This is a genomic window from Bradyrhizobium sp. Ses1 (assembly GCF_059512365.1).
Map to the genome: position 1 here is coordinate 122,417 of NZ_JCAMOQ010000017.1, position 17,877 is coordinate 140,293.

At 60.0% G+C, this 17,877-nt stretch carries 13 protein-coding genes; 5 read left to right on the forward strand and 8 right to left on the reverse strand.

What is annotated here, in order from left to right:
* Window positions 1-212 precede the first annotated feature (212 nt).
* Window positions 213-1,298, forward strand: a complete 1,086-nt coding sequence (locus AC5ZG5_RS20880) for an efflux RND transporter periplasmic adaptor subunit (protein ID WP_456643831.1) — start codon at window positions 213-215, stop codon at window positions 1,296-1,298.
* Complete coding sequence (locus tag AC5ZG5_RS20885) at window positions 1,295-4,378, forward strand: efflux RND transporter permease subunit (protein ID WP_456643746.1); 3,084 nt, start codon at window positions 1,295-1,297, stop codon at window positions 4,376-4,378. Before AC5ZG5_RS20880 ends, AC5ZG5_RS20885 begins: the two co-directional genes overlap by 4 nt.
* A 271-nt stretch (window positions 4,379-4,649) precedes the next feature.
* Here AC5ZG5_RS20885 and AC5ZG5_RS20890 read toward each other — a convergent pair whose 3' ends face one another.
* From AC5ZG5_RS20890 to AC5ZG5_RS20925, 8 genes are all read right to left on the reverse strand, one after another.
* A complete protein-coding gene (locus AC5ZG5_RS20890; RefSeq protein ID WP_456643745.1) occupies window positions 4,650-5,429 on the reverse strand; it encodes an enoyl-CoA hydratase-related protein in 780 nt (259 codons plus the stop codon).
* 102 nt (window positions 5,430-5,531) lie between these two features.
* Window positions 5,532-6,455 (reverse strand): GntR family transcriptional regulator, encoded by a 924-nt coding sequence (locus AC5ZG5_RS20895; protein ID WP_456643744.1) that lies wholly within the window; start codon window positions 6,453-6,455, stop codon window positions 5,532-5,534.
* Between the two features lie 144 nt (window positions 6,456-6,599).
* Complete coding sequence (locus tag AC5ZG5_RS20900) at window positions 6,600-7,922, reverse strand: MFS transporter (RefSeq protein ID WP_456643743.1); 1,323 nt, start codon at window positions 7,920-7,922, stop codon at window positions 6,600-6,602.
* Between the two features lie 20 nt (window positions 7,923-7,942).
* Window positions 7,943-9,484 carry a tripartite tricarboxylate transporter permease gene (locus tag AC5ZG5_RS20905; RefSeq protein ID WP_456643742.1) on the reverse strand — a complete coding sequence of 514 codons (1,542 nt, stop codon included), beginning with the start codon at window positions 9,482-9,484 and terminating at the stop codon, window positions 7,943-7,945.
* The gene (locus AC5ZG5_RS20910; protein WP_456643741.1) at window positions 9,472-9,909 is read right to left on the reverse strand and encodes a tripartite tricarboxylate transporter TctB family protein; all 438 of its coding nucleotides are present in this window, start codon (window positions 9,907-9,909) and stop codon (window positions 9,472-9,474) included. Before AC5ZG5_RS20910 ends, AC5ZG5_RS20905 begins: the two co-directional genes overlap by 13 nt.
* A 73-nt stretch (window positions 9,910-9,982) precedes the next feature.
* Complete coding sequence (locus AC5ZG5_RS20915) at window positions 9,983-10,933, reverse strand: Bug family tripartite tricarboxylate transporter substrate binding protein (RefSeq protein WP_130223268.1); 951 nt, start codon at window positions 10,931-10,933, stop codon at window positions 9,983-9,985.
* Between the two features lie 43 nt (window positions 10,934-10,976).
* Entirely contained in the window at window positions 10,977-12,521 is a 1,545-nt protein-coding gene (locus tag AC5ZG5_RS20920; RefSeq protein WP_456643740.1) for a hydantoinase B/oxoprolinase family protein, read from the reverse strand.
* Complete coding sequence (locus AC5ZG5_RS20925) at window positions 12,518-14,617, reverse strand: hydantoinase/oxoprolinase family protein (protein ID WP_456643739.1); 2,100 nt, start codon at window positions 14,615-14,617, stop codon at window positions 12,518-12,520. The genes AC5ZG5_RS20920 and AC5ZG5_RS20925 overlap by 4 nt, the downstream gene beginning before the upstream one ends.
* Window positions 14,618-14,924: 307 nt before the next feature.
* Here AC5ZG5_RS20925 and AC5ZG5_RS20930 point away from each other — a divergent pair, with 307 nt between their 5' ends.
* From AC5ZG5_RS20930 to AC5ZG5_RS20940, 3 genes are all read left to right on the forward strand, one after another.
* The gene (locus AC5ZG5_RS20930; RefSeq protein ID WP_456643738.1) at window positions 14,925-15,929 is read left to right on the forward strand and encodes an aminopeptidase; all 1,005 of its coding nucleotides are present in this window, start codon (window positions 14,925-14,927) and stop codon (window positions 15,927-15,929) included.
* Between the two features lie 74 nt (window positions 15,930-16,003).
* A complete protein-coding gene (locus AC5ZG5_RS20935; RefSeq protein ID WP_456643737.1) occupies window positions 16,004-17,242 on the forward strand; it encodes an aminotransferase class I/II-fold pyridoxal phosphate-dependent enzyme in 1,239 nt (412 codons plus the stop codon).
* The gene (locus AC5ZG5_RS20940) at window positions 17,239-17,619 is read left to right on the forward strand and encodes a RidA family protein (protein ID WP_456643736.1); all 381 of its coding nucleotides are present in this window, start codon (window positions 17,239-17,241) and stop codon (window positions 17,617-17,619) included. The genes AC5ZG5_RS20935 and AC5ZG5_RS20940 overlap by 4 nt, the downstream gene beginning before the upstream one ends.
* Window positions 17,620-17,877 lie beyond the last annotated feature (258 nt).

Below are 17,877 nucleotides of genomic sequence, written 5' to 3' on the forward strand. Positions count from 1 at the left end.
GACGCTGCTTTAACACGTCAGCACAGCTTACCTAGCGCCGCCGACACTGTGCTGATTCGGCGCATCTATGTCTTTATCTTTGCTGGGCGAGATGAGACCTTGTCATCGGACGCGATGATAACAACGATCGGAATGGCAGGAAGACCCAGGTGGGCCGAACGAACAAGGAAGTGGCCATGTCCACGTCTGCGTGTGCCGACCGTTTGAACAGAATGCGTCGCGTGCGGCAGACCGGACTGCTGATCTTGGTAGCTCCCGTGCTGTTAGCGGCTTGTCAACGTGAGCCAGAAACATCGGCTCCAGCAGTCCGTCCGGTTCGAACCGTAACCGTTGAAAAGAGCAAGGCCGGAACACCGCTCACATTTACCGGCAGGATTGAAGCCGAGGACGAGGTCTCGCTTTCATTCCGTATTGGCGGTCGGCTTCTCGAGAACAACGGCAAGCTCGGAGATCGGGTGAAGCGCGGTCAGGTCGTCGCGCGCCTTGAACCTCAGAACGAGATGAACGGCCTGCGGCAGGCGCAGGCTGCTCTCGCAGCCGCCCAGGGCCAATTGGTCCAGGCCCGCAATCAGTTCGAGCGCCAGCAAACTCTCTTCGCGCAAGGCTGGACCACGAACGTCAACTTCGACCAGGCAAAACAGGGCCAACAGACCGCTCAATCGCAGGTCGATGCGGCCGAGGCCCAGCTCAAGATCGCGCATGATCTGGTTGGTTTCACCGAGCTCAAGGCCGACGCTCCGGGTGTTCTGACGACAATCGGTCCCGCCGCAGGTGAAGTCGTCCAGCCCGGACAAAGCATCGTCAGGCTTGCCCGCAAGGATGGCCGCGATGCCGTTTTCGACATCCCGGCCCAGGTCATCCGAACGGCGCCGAGCGATCCTGAAATCAGTGTGAGTCTGACCGACGACCCCGCGGTGACCGCGCAAGGCCGCATCCGCGAGGTCGCCCCACAAGCCAATCCGGCGACACGCACCTTCGAGGTCAAGGTTGGCCTGACCGATCCTCCGCCGGCCATGCGCCTCGGCGCAACCGTCACCGGACGCCTGGAGACGGAGGCTGTTCCGATCATTGAAATCCCGGCCACGGCGCTAACGAGAGTAAATCAACAGCCCGCCGTGTGGGTCGTCGATCCCTCGAAGAATACCGTATCATTGCGAAACATCGACGTGCTGCACTTCAACCAGGCGCTGGTAGCGGTTTCCCAAGGAATCGACACCGGCGAAATCGTGGTCACGGCAGGCGTGCAAGCCCTGCACCCCGGCCAGAAGATTCGCATACTCGGGTCGGGGCGGTCATGAGATTCAATCTTTCCGAATGGGGGCTGAATCACCGCTCGTTCGTAGCTTTTCTCATGATCATCGCTGTCGTTGCCGGCGTTGTATCCTATTTCCGTCTTGGGCGCAGCGAGGATCCCACCTTCATCATCAAGACGATGGTTGTTCAGGCGGCGTGGCCTGGAGCAACCATCGAGGATACCCTCAAGCAAGTGACGGAACGACTTGAGCGCAGGCTGCAGGAAACGCCGCATCTCGACTTCCTGCGCAGCTATACCAAGGCCGGCATCACGACGATTTTCGTCAACTTGAAGGGCAACGCAAACGCCAAGGAGGTGGCCGACACCTGGTATCAGGTTCGCAAGAACATCGGTGATATCAGGCATACACTGCCAGCCGGGATCGTTGGGCCCGGCTTCAACGACGATTTCGGCGCTACATTCGGGATCATCTACGGTTTTACGAGCGATGGGTTCACCCATCGCGAACTTCGCGATTACGTTGAAGACATCCGCTCGAAGCTGCTTCTTGTTCGCGACGTCTCGGAAATCGAACTGCTGGGCGCCCAGGACGAACGGATCTTTGTCGAGTTCTCGACCAAAGAACTCGCCGGGCTCGGCATCGACCGCACGGCGCTCATTGCCGCGCTCCAGGCCCAAAACGTCGTGCGTCCGGCCGGCACGATCCAGACCGGCGATGAGAGTCTTTCGCTGCAGGTTTCAGGTGCATTTCGGACGGAGCAGGACGTCGCCAACGTCAACTTCATTGCGGGCGGACGGACGCTCCGCCTGAGTGACATAGCGCAGGTTCGGCGCGGCTATTCCGATCCCCCGCAGCCCATGTTCCGCGTCAACGGCGAGCCAGCGATCGGGCTTGCCATCGCCATGCGGGAGGGGGGCGATATTCTCGCCCTCGGCAGGAACATCAAGCAGGCGATGGACCAGATCACCGCGGATCTGCCGATGGGGATCCAGCCGATCCTGGTCGCCGATCAGGCCGTTACGGTCGATGGCGCGATCTCCGAGTTCATGACGTCGTTGTTGCAGGCGATTGCCATCATTCTCGTGATCAGCTTCATCAGTCTGGGCCTCCGCCCGGGGTTGATCATCGCACTTTCGATTCCTTTGACGCTCGCCATCGTGTTTCCGATCATGCAGATGGCGGGCATCGACATGCAGCGGATATCGCTCGGCGCCCTCATCATCGCGCTGGCCCTGCTCGTCGATGACGCGATGACCACCACCGACGCCACGCTCAACCGGCTCGTTGCGGGCGATGACAAGATTGAAGCTGCGACTTTCGCATTCCGGACCTATGCGTTCGCCATGCTCGCAGGAACGCTGGTAACTATCGCCGGATTTGTTCCCGTCGGCTTTGCAGCCAGCTCCGCGGGAGAATACACCTTCTCGCTATTTGCCGTCGTCAGCATCGCACTGCTCGTATCCTGGTTCGTGGCGGTCGTCTTCGCGCCACTGCTCGGTGTCGTCATTCTGAGACCACCCCAGACCTTGCAAACCGCGACCCCCGGCAGAATTCTCTCTTGGTATCGAGGCTTCTTGACCGCCGCTATGCGGGCAAAATGGGTGACTATTCTTCTCACCGTGGCGCTCTTCGTTCTGTCCTATCTCGCCCTTCCGCTCATTCCCCGCCAGTTCTTTCCGTCCTCCGATCGTCCGGAGCTTCTGGTCGATATCAGCCTGCCGCAGAATGCGTCGATCTATGCCAGCGAAGCCGCCGCGAAGCGCTTCGACGCGGCGCTGAAGGGCGATGCGGACGTGGCGCGCTGGAGCACCTATGTCGGACGCGGCGCCATTCGCTTCTATCTGCCGCTCAATGTCCAGTTGGCGAACGACTTTTTCACGCAAGCGGTGATCGTTGCAAAGGATGTCGCCGCACGCGAACGAATTCGCGTCAGGCTTCAAGAACTCCTGGCCAATGAATTCCCGAATGCGATTTCCCGGATCTCTCCGCTCGAACTCGGCCCGCCGGTCGGCTGGCCTGTGCAATATCGTGTGAGCGGCCCCGACATTGACCAGGTGCGGGACATTTCGCTGAAGCTTGCCCAGATCATCGCGACCAACCCGCAAGCCGAGCAGGTCAATTTCGACTGGATCGGGCCGGCGCGTCAGCTCCGCATCCGTGTCGACCAGGACGAGGCGCGATCGCTGGGTCTGAGCTCGCAAGCCGTGGCTAACGTCCTGAACACTGTGATTTCAGGCACGCCTGTCACCCAGGTTCGCGACGACATCTATCTTGTCGATATCCTCGTGCGCGCGACCGACGAACAGCGCGTCTCGCTGGCGAACCTGAGCACCTTGCAAGTGCCGCTGCCTAACGGGCGAACAGTTCCGCTCAACCAGTTCGCTACATTCGAATACAAGCAGGAATATCCGTTGGTCTGGCGGCGCGATCGCATACCTACGCTCACGGTGCAGGCCGATGTGGCGCCCGGGGCGCTTCCGGAAACCGTGATCAATGCGCTTGCGCCGGCGGTCGATAAGCTGGCAGCAACCCTTCCCCGCAGCTATCGCATCGTCGTGGGCGGAACCGTCGAAGAAAGCCAATATTCGCAAGCTTCCGTCATCGCCGTTGTTCCGGTCATGCTGTTGCTGATGTTCACGGTCCTCATGGCCCAGTTGCAGAGTTTTCAGCGGCTGTTCCTGGTCCTCAGCGTCGCGCCTCTCGGCTTGATCGGCGTTGTCGCGGCGCTTCTCGTGTCCCGCAGGCCGCTCGGCTTCGTCGCCATCCTTGGCATTCTGGCTTTGATCGGCATGATTACCAAAAACGCCGTGATCCTGATTGGCCAAATCGAAGCCGAACGCGCACGGGGAGAGAACGTCTGGTCAGCCGCAATCAATGCCAGCAGCTCCCGCTTCCGCCCAATCATGCTGACCGCCGTATCGACCGTTCTCGGCATGATCCCGATCGCTCCAACGGTGTTCTGGGGACCGATGGCCTTCGCGATCATGGGAGGATTGCTGGTCGCGACGATACTTACACTTATCTTCCTTCCTACCCTGTATGTCGCTTGGTTCAAGGGAACCGAAAAATCAGCCGATCCGCAGATGCCGGCGGAGATCGGTATTCCGAGGATCAACGCATAACACTGGGTTGCTGACAGTCTGGGTTGCTGACAATGGCGCCAAATCAGCCCGCCAGCGAAACGACCGAGCGGTTTCCTATGGCTATCGGTGCTTCTCACATTTATCTGGTTCGCGGCGAACTCGCCCTTCGCCGTCAGCGCGCGCGACCGCGCGTTGATTTCCGTCGCTCTGGCCTACATGTTCACGCGCAAACCGAGCGCGTGGCGAGACGTCCGTCAGCGGCATCACGCGGAGGATTTGCCACGCCAGATATTGGCTCGATCGCAGCGGGCTAGTTTCCACGAAAGACTGGCTTGCGCTTCTCTCGCTGAGCCGCCCGACCTTCCGCATAATCTTGACTGGCATAACATCGATCCGCCGCGCGCTGCGCACGTTCGAGATCCGGCGGTCCGTCGCGCCGAGCAAGTTCCTGGAATGCGATCCGCGCTGCGGCCAGACTAAGCGGTGCAGCAGACAACAAATCTCCTACCGCCGCGTCCACGATAGTTGCCATCGCTTCGACGCTGTCGGCCAACCAGTTTACGAGCCCTAGACGAAGCGCATCCTCGCCTCCGTAGCGTCGCCCTAGCAATACCATCTCGCGTGCCTGAGCCAGCCCGACCACATTGAGGATGGTCGCGATATCTTCGAGCCGATAGGGCAGACCGAGCCTTACCGCAGGTACTCCAAACTGCGCGTTCTTCGTGCAGACCCTCATATCGCACATCAGAGCCAGCTCAAAGCCAGCTCCAAGGCAATAGCCGTTGATCGCAGCAATGCTCGGCTTGGTCAGCGCGCGAAACTGAGTAGCCACGTCGCGCTGCAGGGCGTTGTAAGCCGCCGCGGCGACAGGATCGGCACGAACCTTCTCGAACTCGCTGATATCATTGCCCGAACAGAAGCTGCGGTCGCCGGCGCCCTGAAGCACCAGGACACGGACGGCGGCGTCATCCTGCACCTTCGCCAGAAGCTCTGGGAAGGCGCGCCACATGTCCTGGTTGATGGCGTTCAGCCTGGATGGATTGTCGAATGTGAGCCGAGCAACACCTCCGTCAATCGTCAGACGTAACATTCTCCCAACTCCGTCCGTTTCGGCATTCTCAGGGAGATCATCGGCTGACCCATCTCCCCGTGAAAGGCTCGAGCTCCTACGTCGACGCGATCACTACGTCCTCTAGGGGGTGCGCTCGCTGGCGGCCTTGGCAAAAGGCGGCGCCAGACGGCTGGCAATCTCCAGATGCCGGCGTAGGAGCGTCGCGGCCCAAATCTGGTCGCCTGTCAGAAGGGCGTCCATGATCTCGCAGTGTTCGCGCACCAACGTCTGGATACGATCCTCGTCGTCGTAAACGTAGTACTCGCTGAGTTGACGAAGCCTATTCTGCTGTTCGACCGCTTGCGCAATGAACCGGTTTCCCGACATGACCGCGAGCATTTCGTGGAACTTCGCATTGGTATCGAATATTTCTCTGCCGCTCAGTTTCCCGCTCTTCGCGCGGACAAGCATCTGCTCATGCGCCTCGCGGCACCGCTCCGTCGCTGGCCTGTCCAGCAGAAAGGTCGCCTCCATCAACCCTGCCGGCTCTACGATGATGCGAAAGCGATAGCTTGCAGCATAAGCCTCCGCAGAATTAAGGCTCGGCATAAATATCCAGCCATGGCCGGTGCTTCGTCTGACCAAGCCATCCTGGGACATCTTCGTGAGAGTGCGGACGAGCTGAGCACGCGATACGTCGTAGCGTCTCATGAAGCTTGCTTCGGTGAATTGCTCTGGAACCCTGTCGCGCATGCGGTCCATGGCAATTCGGTCGTACAGCGACACATCCGGTGGCGGCGAGATAGGCAGATCGATCGCGTCCAAGGTGCCGCCATCGCGTGCGAGATAGTGCCCCTTGTTCGCGGCTGAGATCACGATCCCCTTCTCGGCCAGCAATTGGAGCGCAGCCCGGATCGGAGAGCGCGAGACACCGACCTCCTCAGCCAGCTGACTTTCCGTCAGTCGAGAATCAACGGGTAACTTTTCACGTCTGATATAGTCGATGATCTTGGCGACAACGTCGCTTTGGACCCTGGTGAGTGTGGTATCGCGCATGTTGCTCATGGTCCTGACGCCTATAGTTCGCCCTCGATTCCACAACGCTCCACTAGAGCATGATCCGGAAAAGTGGAAACCGGTCTTCCGAAAAGATCATGCTCAAACAAAGAGATGAGATCATGATCTGATTACGTCTAATCGGATCATGATCTAGTCACCCATGGACCCGATTCTGGCGAGATCATCTTTTGAAATCATCTGCAGGACCAGGCCCGCGCCCGCAAGCACAATCATGGCGGTCGATCCGAGGCCCACGTAAAGGCTTCCTGTTGATTCGCGGAGCCATCCAATCAATGACGGAGAAACGGCGCTACCGACAGCCCCTACCATACTGACGAAGCCGATCGCACCGGCGGCTCCTCTGCCATGCAGATATGAAGTTGGAATGGTCCAATAGATCGCCAGTAACGAGACGCCTCCGATGGCTGCAGCGGCCATCAGCAGAACGGTCCCCAGCATGCTCGCAGAAGCCAGAGGCAGCAGCAGATAGGCACCGGCCGTCATCGACGCGCAACCAACGAAATGCCAGCGCCGCTCCATGAATGCGTCGGAACTACGCGCGATCAGAAGCATCCCTGCAGCCGCCGCGATAGAAATGCCGCCGGTGACCCACCCGATTCCATCAAAACTGGCGAACCCAGCATTTTTCAGTACGCTGGGGGTCCAGAAGGTTGCTGTATTGGAGGCTGTGTTGGCCGCAAAGTTCAAGAGCGCCATCACATAGATGCGCGGATCCCGCATTGCTTCAGCAAAACTGCCTGTATTTCGCCTGTTGCCGACGGCTTCATCCGACTTCAGCTCGTCGGCAAGACGCTGCTTTTCGTGCTCGCTCAGCCATCTGGCACTCTTTGGGTCGTCGTCGAGATAGAAATATGCGATGATGCCAAGGAAAATGGCCGGAATGGCGAAAAGCAGAAACAACCACTGCCACCCGCGAAGGCCGAACACGTCGTTCATGCTCTGCATGATCATGCCCGACAGCGGCGCACCGATGATGCCGGACAAGGGAACACCAAGGAAAAACAAACCGGTGATGCGGGCCCGATAGCGAACCGGGAACCAGAAAGTAAGATACAGCATGATCCCCGGGATGAAACCGGCTTCCGCGGCGCCGAACAGCAGGCGCAGGACGTAGAGATCGGATGCATTGCGGATGAACATCTGAGCTCCGCTGACAACTCCCCACAAGATCATGATGCGGAATAGCGTCCTGCGCACGCCCACCCGCGCAAGCATCAGGTTGCTGGGAATATCGAACAGACTGTAGGTGACATAGAACAGTCCGGCTGCCAGTCCATAGTGCGCGTCAGTCAGATGGAGGTCGCCGAGAAACTGTAACTTCGCAAAGCCGATGTTGACGCGGTCAATGTAGCAAACGAAGTACAGCAGCAGGATGAAAGGGATCAATCGGTATGACACCTTCCGGAAAATCTCATCCGATGCTTCGAGCGGCGGTGAGCTGGCGATCTGCATGTCCCGACCTCTCTCCTTCGCTATGCCGCTGGAAGGTTGGAAGCAGACGACGAAGCCCCTTCCTCACCCTGAAGCGCTTCGTCCCGAGAGCGGCGCAGTGAGGGAAGCGCGATCAACACCACGAGCACGGCCGTAAAGATCATTAACCCGAGTGCAATCGGATGCCGGATGAACGTCGTCCAATCTCCATCGGAGAGCAGCAGCGCGCGGCGCAGTTGTTCGTCAAGCTGCTTGCCCAGCACCAGCCCCAGCAACAGCGGCGCCACAGGAAAATCCAGCTTCTTGAGCGCGTATCCAAGGACCGCAAACCCGGTCAGCACATAGATGTCGAAGACTTGATTGCTCTCCGCGAACGCCCCGATCGCCGCGAGCACGAGGATGCCGGGAAACAGAAATACATACTTGATGCGAAGCAGGGAAACCCAGATTCCGATCAAAGGAAGATTCAGGATCACCAAGATCAGGTTTCCGATCCACATGCTGGCGATCAGTCCCCAGAAAAGGTCCGGCTGACGTATCATGACCTGCGGCCCCGGCGCGATGCCGTGCGTGATCATCGCCCCCATCATGAGTGCCATCAGCGCATTTGGCGGGATGCCAAGGCTTAGCATGGGAATGAAATTGGCCTGAGACGCAGCATTGTTGGCTGATTCCGGACCGGCCACACCTTCCACCGCGCCGCGCCCGAACATTCCTGGTCGTCGCGAGACTTTGCGCTCCAAGCTATAGGCGCCAAACGCCGCGATGGTCCCGCCGCCGCCCGGCAAGATCCCGAGCAGCGTTCCGAGAGCAGTGCCGCGCAGGACAGGCGCCCACGACCGCTTAAAGTCATCGCGAGTCGGCCAGAGGCTTGTAATCTTTGCAATGTTGCGCCCCTTGCCGTCGGTGTCCTCCAGACTAGAGGCAATCTCGGCGATTCCGAACAGGCCGATCGAGACTGCCGTGAAACCCAGCCCATCCGAGAGTTCGAACATTCCAAAGGTGAAACGTTCGACGCCCGAATTGACGTCCATCCCTACCAGACTAAGCAATATCCCTATCAGCACCATGGCGATGGCTTTCGCAATGGAGCCTCCGGACAACAGCACTCCTGAGACGAGGCCAAGTGCCAGCAACGCGACGTATTCCTCGGGCCCGAACAGCAGCGCCAACTTGACCAGCGTCGGCCCCGCGATGGCGATGAACACCGTAACGACGCAGCCGGCAAAGAACGAGCCGAGCGCGGCTGTGGCCAGCGCGGCACCCGCGCGCCCTTGCAGCGCCATCTGGTGACCATCAAGACAGGTGACGACAGTCGATGCCTCGCCGGGAATGTTGACGAGGATCGACGTGATCGAGCCGCCGTACTGAGCGCCGTAGTAGACGCCGGCGAGCATGATGATCGCGCCGACGGGCGGAAGATAAAACGAGATCGGGAGCAGGATCGCGAAAGTCGCCAGTGGCCCGATGCCGGGAAGAACACCGATCAGTGTCCCCAAGAGTGCGCCAAGGAAACAGAAGCCGAGATTCTGCAGACTGACCGCGACGCTCATCCCGTAGATGAGATTGTTCAGGAGATCCATGTCGGCCACACGCTGATATTGAGTCCGAGGAGATATTTGAAGATCAAGACGGCCAAAGCGCAGATGATGATGATGGTGGCGCAGCGTTGCTTCCAGCTGGGAAATGGAGCGGCGAGCGATCCGATGAAAGCGCAACAGCCGCCGGCGAGGACAAGTCCGGCATGTTCGATCAGAAGGCCGAAGGTCAGCACGCCGAGTATCAGCGCGCTGAGAGGACGCCACGACCAGGCCGCCATTTTCACCGGCGCTCTCAAACCCTGCGCGCCAATGAAGGCGCCTGTCGCGAGTACTCCATAGGCAATAAGCCTGGGCAAGTAAGCGGCGCCGGCCGTCCCCTCTGCATCAGCAGGCAATCGTGCGACAAGCAGCAGCGTCACTATGCCGATTGCGAGCACCAGCAATCCTGCAATCACGTCCCGGTTCATCTCGATCCTTTCGAAGGATGTCAGCGCTGACCGGCGTTGCGAGCCAAGCACGCACCGCATTCGGACGAACGGCTCACTGTTTGAGAGCCGCCTTGATGCGCGTGAGTTGCTCCTGTTGAGCTGATGCAAACTCCGCTGCATTCCGATAGTTGGAGGGCTCGCCGACCCGCTCGGCAAATTTTCGCCAGGTATCGCGATCCATCGCCTGATGGAACCTATCGTGGAGATATTTGACGACGTCAGGCGGCAGACCGGCCGGACCAACAAGACCCTTCATGTTGGTGCACACCACGTCGTATCCCTTTTCCTTCAAGGTCGGCACGTCGGGATAATGGCTGGAGCGCTCCGCGCCAGTGCTGGCAAGGATACGGATCGTGTTCGCCTGCACCTGGCCTTCGATTTCCTCGGTCGCTCCGAGCGCAATGTCAATCTGGCCAGCGATCAACGCCTGAATCGCCGGCGAACCGCCCTGATACGGAACGTGTTTAAGTTTCACACCCGCGGCACGCTCGAGCAGCACTCCGGCAGAATGCGTCAGACCGCCGAGGCCGGTATTGGCCTGCGAAATCTCACCGGGCTTGGCTTTGGCCGCGGCGATAACGTCCTCGATCGTCTTGAACGGTGAATTGGCGGCGACGATAAAGAAGAAGGGATTGTTGGTCAGGCGGATGATCGATGTGAAATCTTTGTCCGGATCGTACGGCACTTCGCGATGGGCCGGAACGGACGTCGTCTCCGAGCCGCCGGCTACGAGCAACGTGTATCCGTCGGGCTTGGACCGCGCGACCTGCTGCGCGGCGAGAACGCCCGCGGCACCTGGCTTATTGGTCACGACCAAGGGGACCGGAAAGCTTTCCTGCGCAGCCGCAGCAATTATTCGGGCGGCTTGATCGCTACCTCCACCTGGGGCGAATCCTACGACAATTTCAATCGGTTTCTTCGGCGTCCATTCTTCCGCGTGGATCGCTCCCACCCACAAAGAGAAGAGCGCCGCACCGATTGCAGTCCACGTGCCTGTCTTCATTTCGTCCTGCCTTGGGATTCCAACCTGTTGTTGTAATAATTTCCTAAATGGGTGCCGCGCCGAAGCCGCCGCCTCCTGGCGTCTCGAGCGTCAGCCGGGCGCCGGGCTGGACGATCAAGATCCCACGGGGATCCACCGGCGCGCCGTCGAGAAGAACCCGCCCTGTTGCTCCGGGCCCGCCTCCCTGCAATCCGGGGGCGGGAGTCCTGAGACGATCCGCCATGAAGGACACGGTGACCGGACTATCGGCGAGCAACAGGAGTTCGAACACCTGTCCGTCTCCGCCGCAATGCAGCCCACGGCCGCCGGTGCCTCGTCTCAGGGCGCGACGCTGGATGCGCACTGGTGCTTGCGATTCGATGACCTCGATCGGCGTATTGGAAAGATTGCTTGGAAAACTTAGAGTCGGCAGACCAGCACCGTTCGCACCGCCGCCCTGCCCTCCGTTGAGGAAGAAGGTGGACGTGAAGCGCTGGCCTTGGTGCTGTCCTGATAAATGAACGCACCACAAAGGCGAGCCAGACGCCGCCCGCACCTTGTTGGGTATGACAGGCGCGAGCGCGCCCATGACGGCTGGCGGAATGAGGTGCCCTGTCATAGCCCGTGCGCTGACCGCCGCGGGAAAACGTGGATTGAGGATTGAGCCCAGCGGAGCCGTGGCGGCAATGGGCCGGAACGAGCCATCGTTGTTGGGTACGTTCGGCGCCAGCACGCATTTGAGAGAGTAGGCCGTATACGCAAACGTGTAGATCGGAACGACGTTGATGGCCTTCGGCAATTGGAGCGATGAACCGGCATAGTCAACGCTCACGGCCTCGTCACCGACATCGATGCGACAGCGAATGACCACCGGCTCGACGAAGCCGTCGACGCTGATTTCATTTTCATAGGTGCCGTTCGGCAGCGCACGAATTGCGTCACGCATCGCGCCTTCAGCGCGGAGCTGCATTTCGTTTCCGACGGATGTCAGCTCGCAACCGGTATCTTCGAGCGTGTCGAGCAGCCGTCTTGCCAGCATCTTGTTCGCTGCGACCTGCGCCCACAGGTCGCCCATGACCTGATCAGGCACACGCACATTGTTGCGGATGATTTCGACCAATGTCTCGTTGGTGACGCCACCATCGACCAGCTTTGTCGGCGGAATGCGCAGCCCCTCTTCGAAAAGCTCCGCGGTGCTCGGCGAACGCAGCCGTCCGCCGATGTCGGGTGCATGGGCCGCTGTGCCGGAAAAGCCCACCAGCTCCTCGCCTCGGAAGATCGGAACCGCAACGTTGATGTCGGGAAGATGCCCGGTGCCGAGCCAAGGATCGTTTGTGATCATGACGTCGCCGGGACGCAGCTTCTCCCGCGGAAAAACCTTCAGGAAATGGCGAACCGTCGCCGGCAGCGTGCAGATGAAAGACGGAATGCTCTGGCTCGACTGAGCAAGCAATTGGCAATCGCGATCCAGCAGCACGACGGCATAGTCGTTGGACTCTCGTACGATTGTCGAGAATGACGTGCGCACCAGGGTTGCCGCAGCTTCATCCACGAGGCTGACCAAACGGGTCCACAGAATTTCCAGCGAAATCGGATCGATGCCGTTCATGGCCGAACCTCCAAATGAACGAGGACACTGAGATTCTTGAGAATCTCCACCCGAGCTGCCATTGGAACGACGATGGTTGATTCCTCTTCCTCCAGGATCAGCGGTCCTTCCACGCAGCAGCCCGCCGGCACGGCGTATCTTTCGTACACCGGCACCTCCTCGAAGGTGTCTGTCTCGGTCCTGAAGATGACTCTGCGAGCCTTGGGGCGGGCCGCGCCCCCGGGATCCTGCTTGGTCGGCCAGACGAAATGCCTGACGTCCTGACGGGTCGCGCCCACGACGCGCCACGTGACGGTTTCGGGCGTACCCGACGGCAACAACCCGCCATAGTTCTCTTGATATTTGCGCTGAAACGCATCCACGAGATCGGCCCTGAACGCTGCGTCCGGATTCCGGAAAGGGAATGCGACCGTGAGATTTGCGCCCTGGCCCGCATAGCGCATCTCGACCAGCAGTTGCCAATCAACCTCGGCGTCACGCGGCGCCGCTGCGCTCAACTCGGCCTCGGCATCGACCTTCAGGCCGGCAAGCACTCTCGCCAGCTCGGCCCAATCAATGGCATCGATTCGCGTCGACCGTGACCAGGACCGATCGACTCGCACCGGCGCAGCCAGAAAGCCAAGGCATGACCCCGTGCCGACGGCGATGGGAAAGAGCACCCTCGGGACGCGCAGCTTGCGTGCAATTTCCACCGCGTGAACAGGACCCGCACCTCCGGTTGCCACCAAGGTGAATTTGCGCGGATCTTGCGCTTTCTCCGCAATATGAACCCTGGCAGCCCCCGCCATCGCCTCGTTGACAACATTGAAGATCCCCTTGGCGACCGCCTCGGCCGAAAGCGTCAGACGCTCACCCAGAGTGCGAAGCGCTCGCATCGCCGCATCAAGATCGAGACGCATGCGCCCACCCAGAAAATAATCTGGATTGAGATATCCGAGCGCCAGATCAGCGTCTGTTACCGTGGGCTGTTGGCCGCCTTGGCCATAGCAGGCTGGACCCGGCTCCGCACCGGCGCTTTGCGGGCCGACGGTGAGCAACCCCAGCTCACTCGTCCTCGCGATGCTTCCGCCGCCCGCACCGATTTCAATGAGATCGATGCTGGCCACCAGAAGCGGAAAGCCACTGCCCTTCTTGAAGCGCCGCACGCGGGCAGCCTCGAAGACGTGCACAACAGAGGGAGCGCCAGAGAGGATCGTGCAAATCTTGGCGGTGGTGCCGCCCATATCAAAGGCCAGAATGTCATCGAAACCCGCGGCGCGGCCGGCGTTCGTCGCACTCAGCACACCGCCGGCGGGACCGGACTCGATCGTGGAGATCGGCACTTCCGCAGCCGCGGCCACCGAACTGGTACCGCCGCTCGATACCATGATGCGCAAGCTCGCATCGATTCCCGCCTGCCGCAGCCGGCTCTCCAGCTCACCGAGATATCGCCTGACGATTGGCTGCACATAAGCATTGGCGACGGTGGTCGTCGTCCGCTCATATTCGCGGATTTCGCCAGCGACCCGCGACGAGAGGCTCACGCACATTCCGGGAAAGGCATCACGGAGCGCCGCTCCAACTTCATTTTCGTTGGCCGCATTGACGCAGGAATGAAGAAGCGAGACGGCGATGGACTGCACATTGGCCGTCCGCAACTTCGCGACGAGATCGCCAAGCGCATCTTGGGGGCGCTTCAGAACTGCGCCGTCCGCCGTGGTGCGCTCAACGATCTCGAAGCGACGCTCGGCAGGAACCAGCGGCTCAGGCATCTCGATATCGAGATCATAGAGGTCATAGCGAACCTCGCGCCGGATATCGATCACGTCGGCTGTCCCCGCCGTGGCGACGAGCGCAGTGGGAACGCCTTTTCGCTCGATGAGTGAATTCGTGACGAGCGTGCTGCCGTGAATCACCTCCGCTACGTCGGCGGAGACATTTCGCTTCGCACGCGCCGCAACCGCCGCAAGCAGGTCATTGACGACATTGGAGAGTGCCTCGCCAGGGTCACTTGGGGTCGTCAAACGCTTGGCCAGGTAAACTCGACCGTCGGAGATTTTCTCGATCACGCCGTCGGTAAAGGTCCCGCCGATATCCACGGCAATACGATAGCCCATAAACTCGATCCTCCCGGCAACGCCTTCTGTGGAATATTATCTACATAAAAAGCAATCTCGTGCAACCTCCGAGATGCGCTGAATTCCATCAATGCTTCAAAATTTCCGCTCCATTCGCGAACAATATGCCTCACTTTTCGCCAGCTCGCCTTCTTCCCGGCTCAGAGCCATCTCTTGCAAAGTGTTTTTTAACGACATAAAAGACCATTGGTCGAATTGAGATGAACCAACCCGGGCGGACACCCGGTCGCGTGCATCGGCGGCTTCAGTCGTCGAATGCGACAAAAATCATGAAGGAGACGGTGACTTGGACAATCTGCTGATGCTGCGGGGCGCCCGCAAACTGGTGACGACGTGCGCGAATGTGCAGCCGGGGGAGGAAGTCGTAATCGTGACTGATTTCGCCGGGCATCGTGTCGCCGAAGCGGTCGCTGCGGCGGCACTCGAGCGTACCGACGCGGTCAACATCATTGTCATGCCGCCAAGGTCGATCGACGGAGAAGAGCCGACCAAGACAGTTGCTGCGGCCATGTCCGCGGCCAACGTCCTGTTCACGCCGGTCAAACAGTCAATCACTCATACCTATGCAACCCGCACCGCGATCGGAAATGGCGCGCGCGGCATCATGCTGTCGCAGTTCAATCCGAACATGCTGGTGACCGGTGGCATCAACGCCGATTTTGAAGCGATCCGGCCACTCTGCTTTAAAGTCGGCGAACTTCTCGCCAACTGCGACAAGGTGCATCTCACCACACCCGCAGGAACTGATTTGCGTCTCAGCCTGAAGGGCCGTCCCTCGAACCCGCATTGCGGCTTGGTTCGCAAGCCGGGCGACTTCACGACCGTGCCCAACATCGAATGCAGCTCCTCTCCCATTGAGGGGACTTCAGAAGGCGTAATTGTCGTGGACGCGAGCATCCCCTATTACGGGGTCGGCCTCGTGAAGGAGCCGATAAGGTTCGATGTCGCCAATGGTCGCGTGACACGGATCTCCGGCGGCTATCAGGCGGACTTCCTCGATCAACTGCTGGCCCGTCAGGGAGACCCGGCCGTCTACAACATCGCCCAGATATCGTTCGGCCTCAATCCACATTGCCCCATGGAAGGCGTGATGCTGCACGACGAAGGCGTTTACGGGACGGCTCATATCGGCATCGGGACCAGTGTCCTGCTCGGCGGTGAGGTGAAGACCCTCACTCATTTCGATTCACTGATGTGGAAGCCGACACTCTCGCTCGACGGCAAGGTCGTCCTGAAGGACGGCAAATGGTTGTTGCCGGAAGCCGAAGTTATCCATAGCGGGCGCGCTTAGCCCGGATCCGTCGCGATCAAGATCGCGGCGGATGCTCTCCTTGATATTATTCCCATCATCTCTGGAGAACCCAGATGCACGATCCTGCTCGACAAAGCGCGCCACAAGACCGTCTAGCTCGCTTGAGAATTTCTGGCCGCGCCGGCTTGGGAGGCAAATCAGTACGACAAGCGGATCTCGATTTGCTGGCCAAGGCCCCAGCCGGTTTTCTTGACACAACCCATTTCGACACCGTGAGGTTTCCGCCACCTCCCTGGGCCGACGAGACATTCGGCCGCGCCGCGCGCGATGGAGCCCTCGCCTACACGGGTTACCGCGGCCATCCCAACGTCCTCAAGAACGTGGCGGATAGCACGGGCAAGTTTATTGGGATCACGCTGCGCCCCGGCGAAAACGTGATCCTGACGCCCGGCACGCAAGGCGGATTGTTCGCGTCCCTGAGCGCGCTGGTGCAGGAAGGCGATCGTGTCGCTCTGATGGATCCGGACTATCTCTTCAGCGAACGGATTGTGCGTTTCCTTGGCGCAGAGCCGGGCCACGTTCCGCTGCATCTCGATGCCCGCGACCCACATCCGGACTTCGACGTCCTGGAAGCCGAATTTGCGACCCGCGGCGCTCGGCTGTTCGTATTCTCTCATCCGAACAATCCGTCTGGCGCAGTATTTTCGGAGGCAGTGATCGGCCGTATTGCGGAGCTGGCAAAGCGCTACGATGTCACTGTCCTGGTGGATGAACTCTATTCCAGGCTGATACACGAAGGATCTTTCACTCACCTGGCCGAGCAGCGCGGAATGTTTGAGCGTACAGTGACATTGCTGGGGCCGAGCAAGACCGAATCCTTGAGCGGCTATCGCCTTGGCGTGGTGGTTGCACCGGAGAAGATAGCTACGCGCATTGAGGACGTGCTGTCCGTCACTGCGCTGCGTGCGCCTGCTTATGCGCAGCACCTCCTCACTTGCTGGCTGCGCGACGACCATGCCTGGCTGGCGGAGCGAATGACCGCCTTCACCGCGCTAAGGACACTCACCGAGCAGAAGCTGCGTCAGCTTCCCTGGCTCAAGTGGCAGCCGCAACGTGGCACCGCCTATGCATGGGTCGACGTCAGCGCCCTTGAACTGCCCGGGCCGGCCGTGGCCGAGGCTCTTCTCACGGAGGCTGGAGCGTTGGTCAGTCCCGGATACCAATTTGGCCCTGCAAGTGGCGGCCACTTTCGGGTTTGCTACGCGCGCGATGAGACCGAGTGGAGCTCAGCGCTGGATCGCATGGTTCGCACGCTGGACACGCTGAAGAAAAGGCGCGGGGCGGTCGCATGACGACCCGCCAGGCGATCTCAACCGTCGTGGCGCCCGCACCGGCGGGTCCCTATTCGCAGGCCATCAGCGCAGAAGGACGATTTGTCTTTCTTGCCGGCCAAACACCTCGGACAAGGGACGGGCGGCGCATCAGCGATGCGCCGTTCGTTGAGCAAGCTCGTCTTGCGCTCGACAACCTCGAAGCCGTGGCGCGTGCATCGGGTCTTTCGCTTCGGCACGCCGTGAAGATAAATGTCTATCTGCGGTCTCTCGAGGACATCCCCGCGTTCAATCAGCTGTTTGCGGAATATATTGGTGATCCACCACCGGCCCGCACGTTGACTCAGAGCAGCTTCATCGATTTCGCCGTCGAGATCGATGCCATCTTGCTGGCGTGACAAAAGATCGTGCTCAAACAAAGAGATGAGATCATGATCCGACTCCGTCGGATCATGATCTCATCGACCAATCGGTCCTGGCGTGGCGTCAGGCCAAACCGCTGCCGGTAGATTCGCGAAAATGCATTCGGCAAGCGGGCCGCAGAGTCGGGTGCGGTGCAGATTGTTGACTCAGCGTGCATTTCGAACGATGCCCATGCCATAGCAGCGCCTTCGATCCTCCAGCGGCGGCCGCAAGCGGCCACGCTTGAAGCGTGG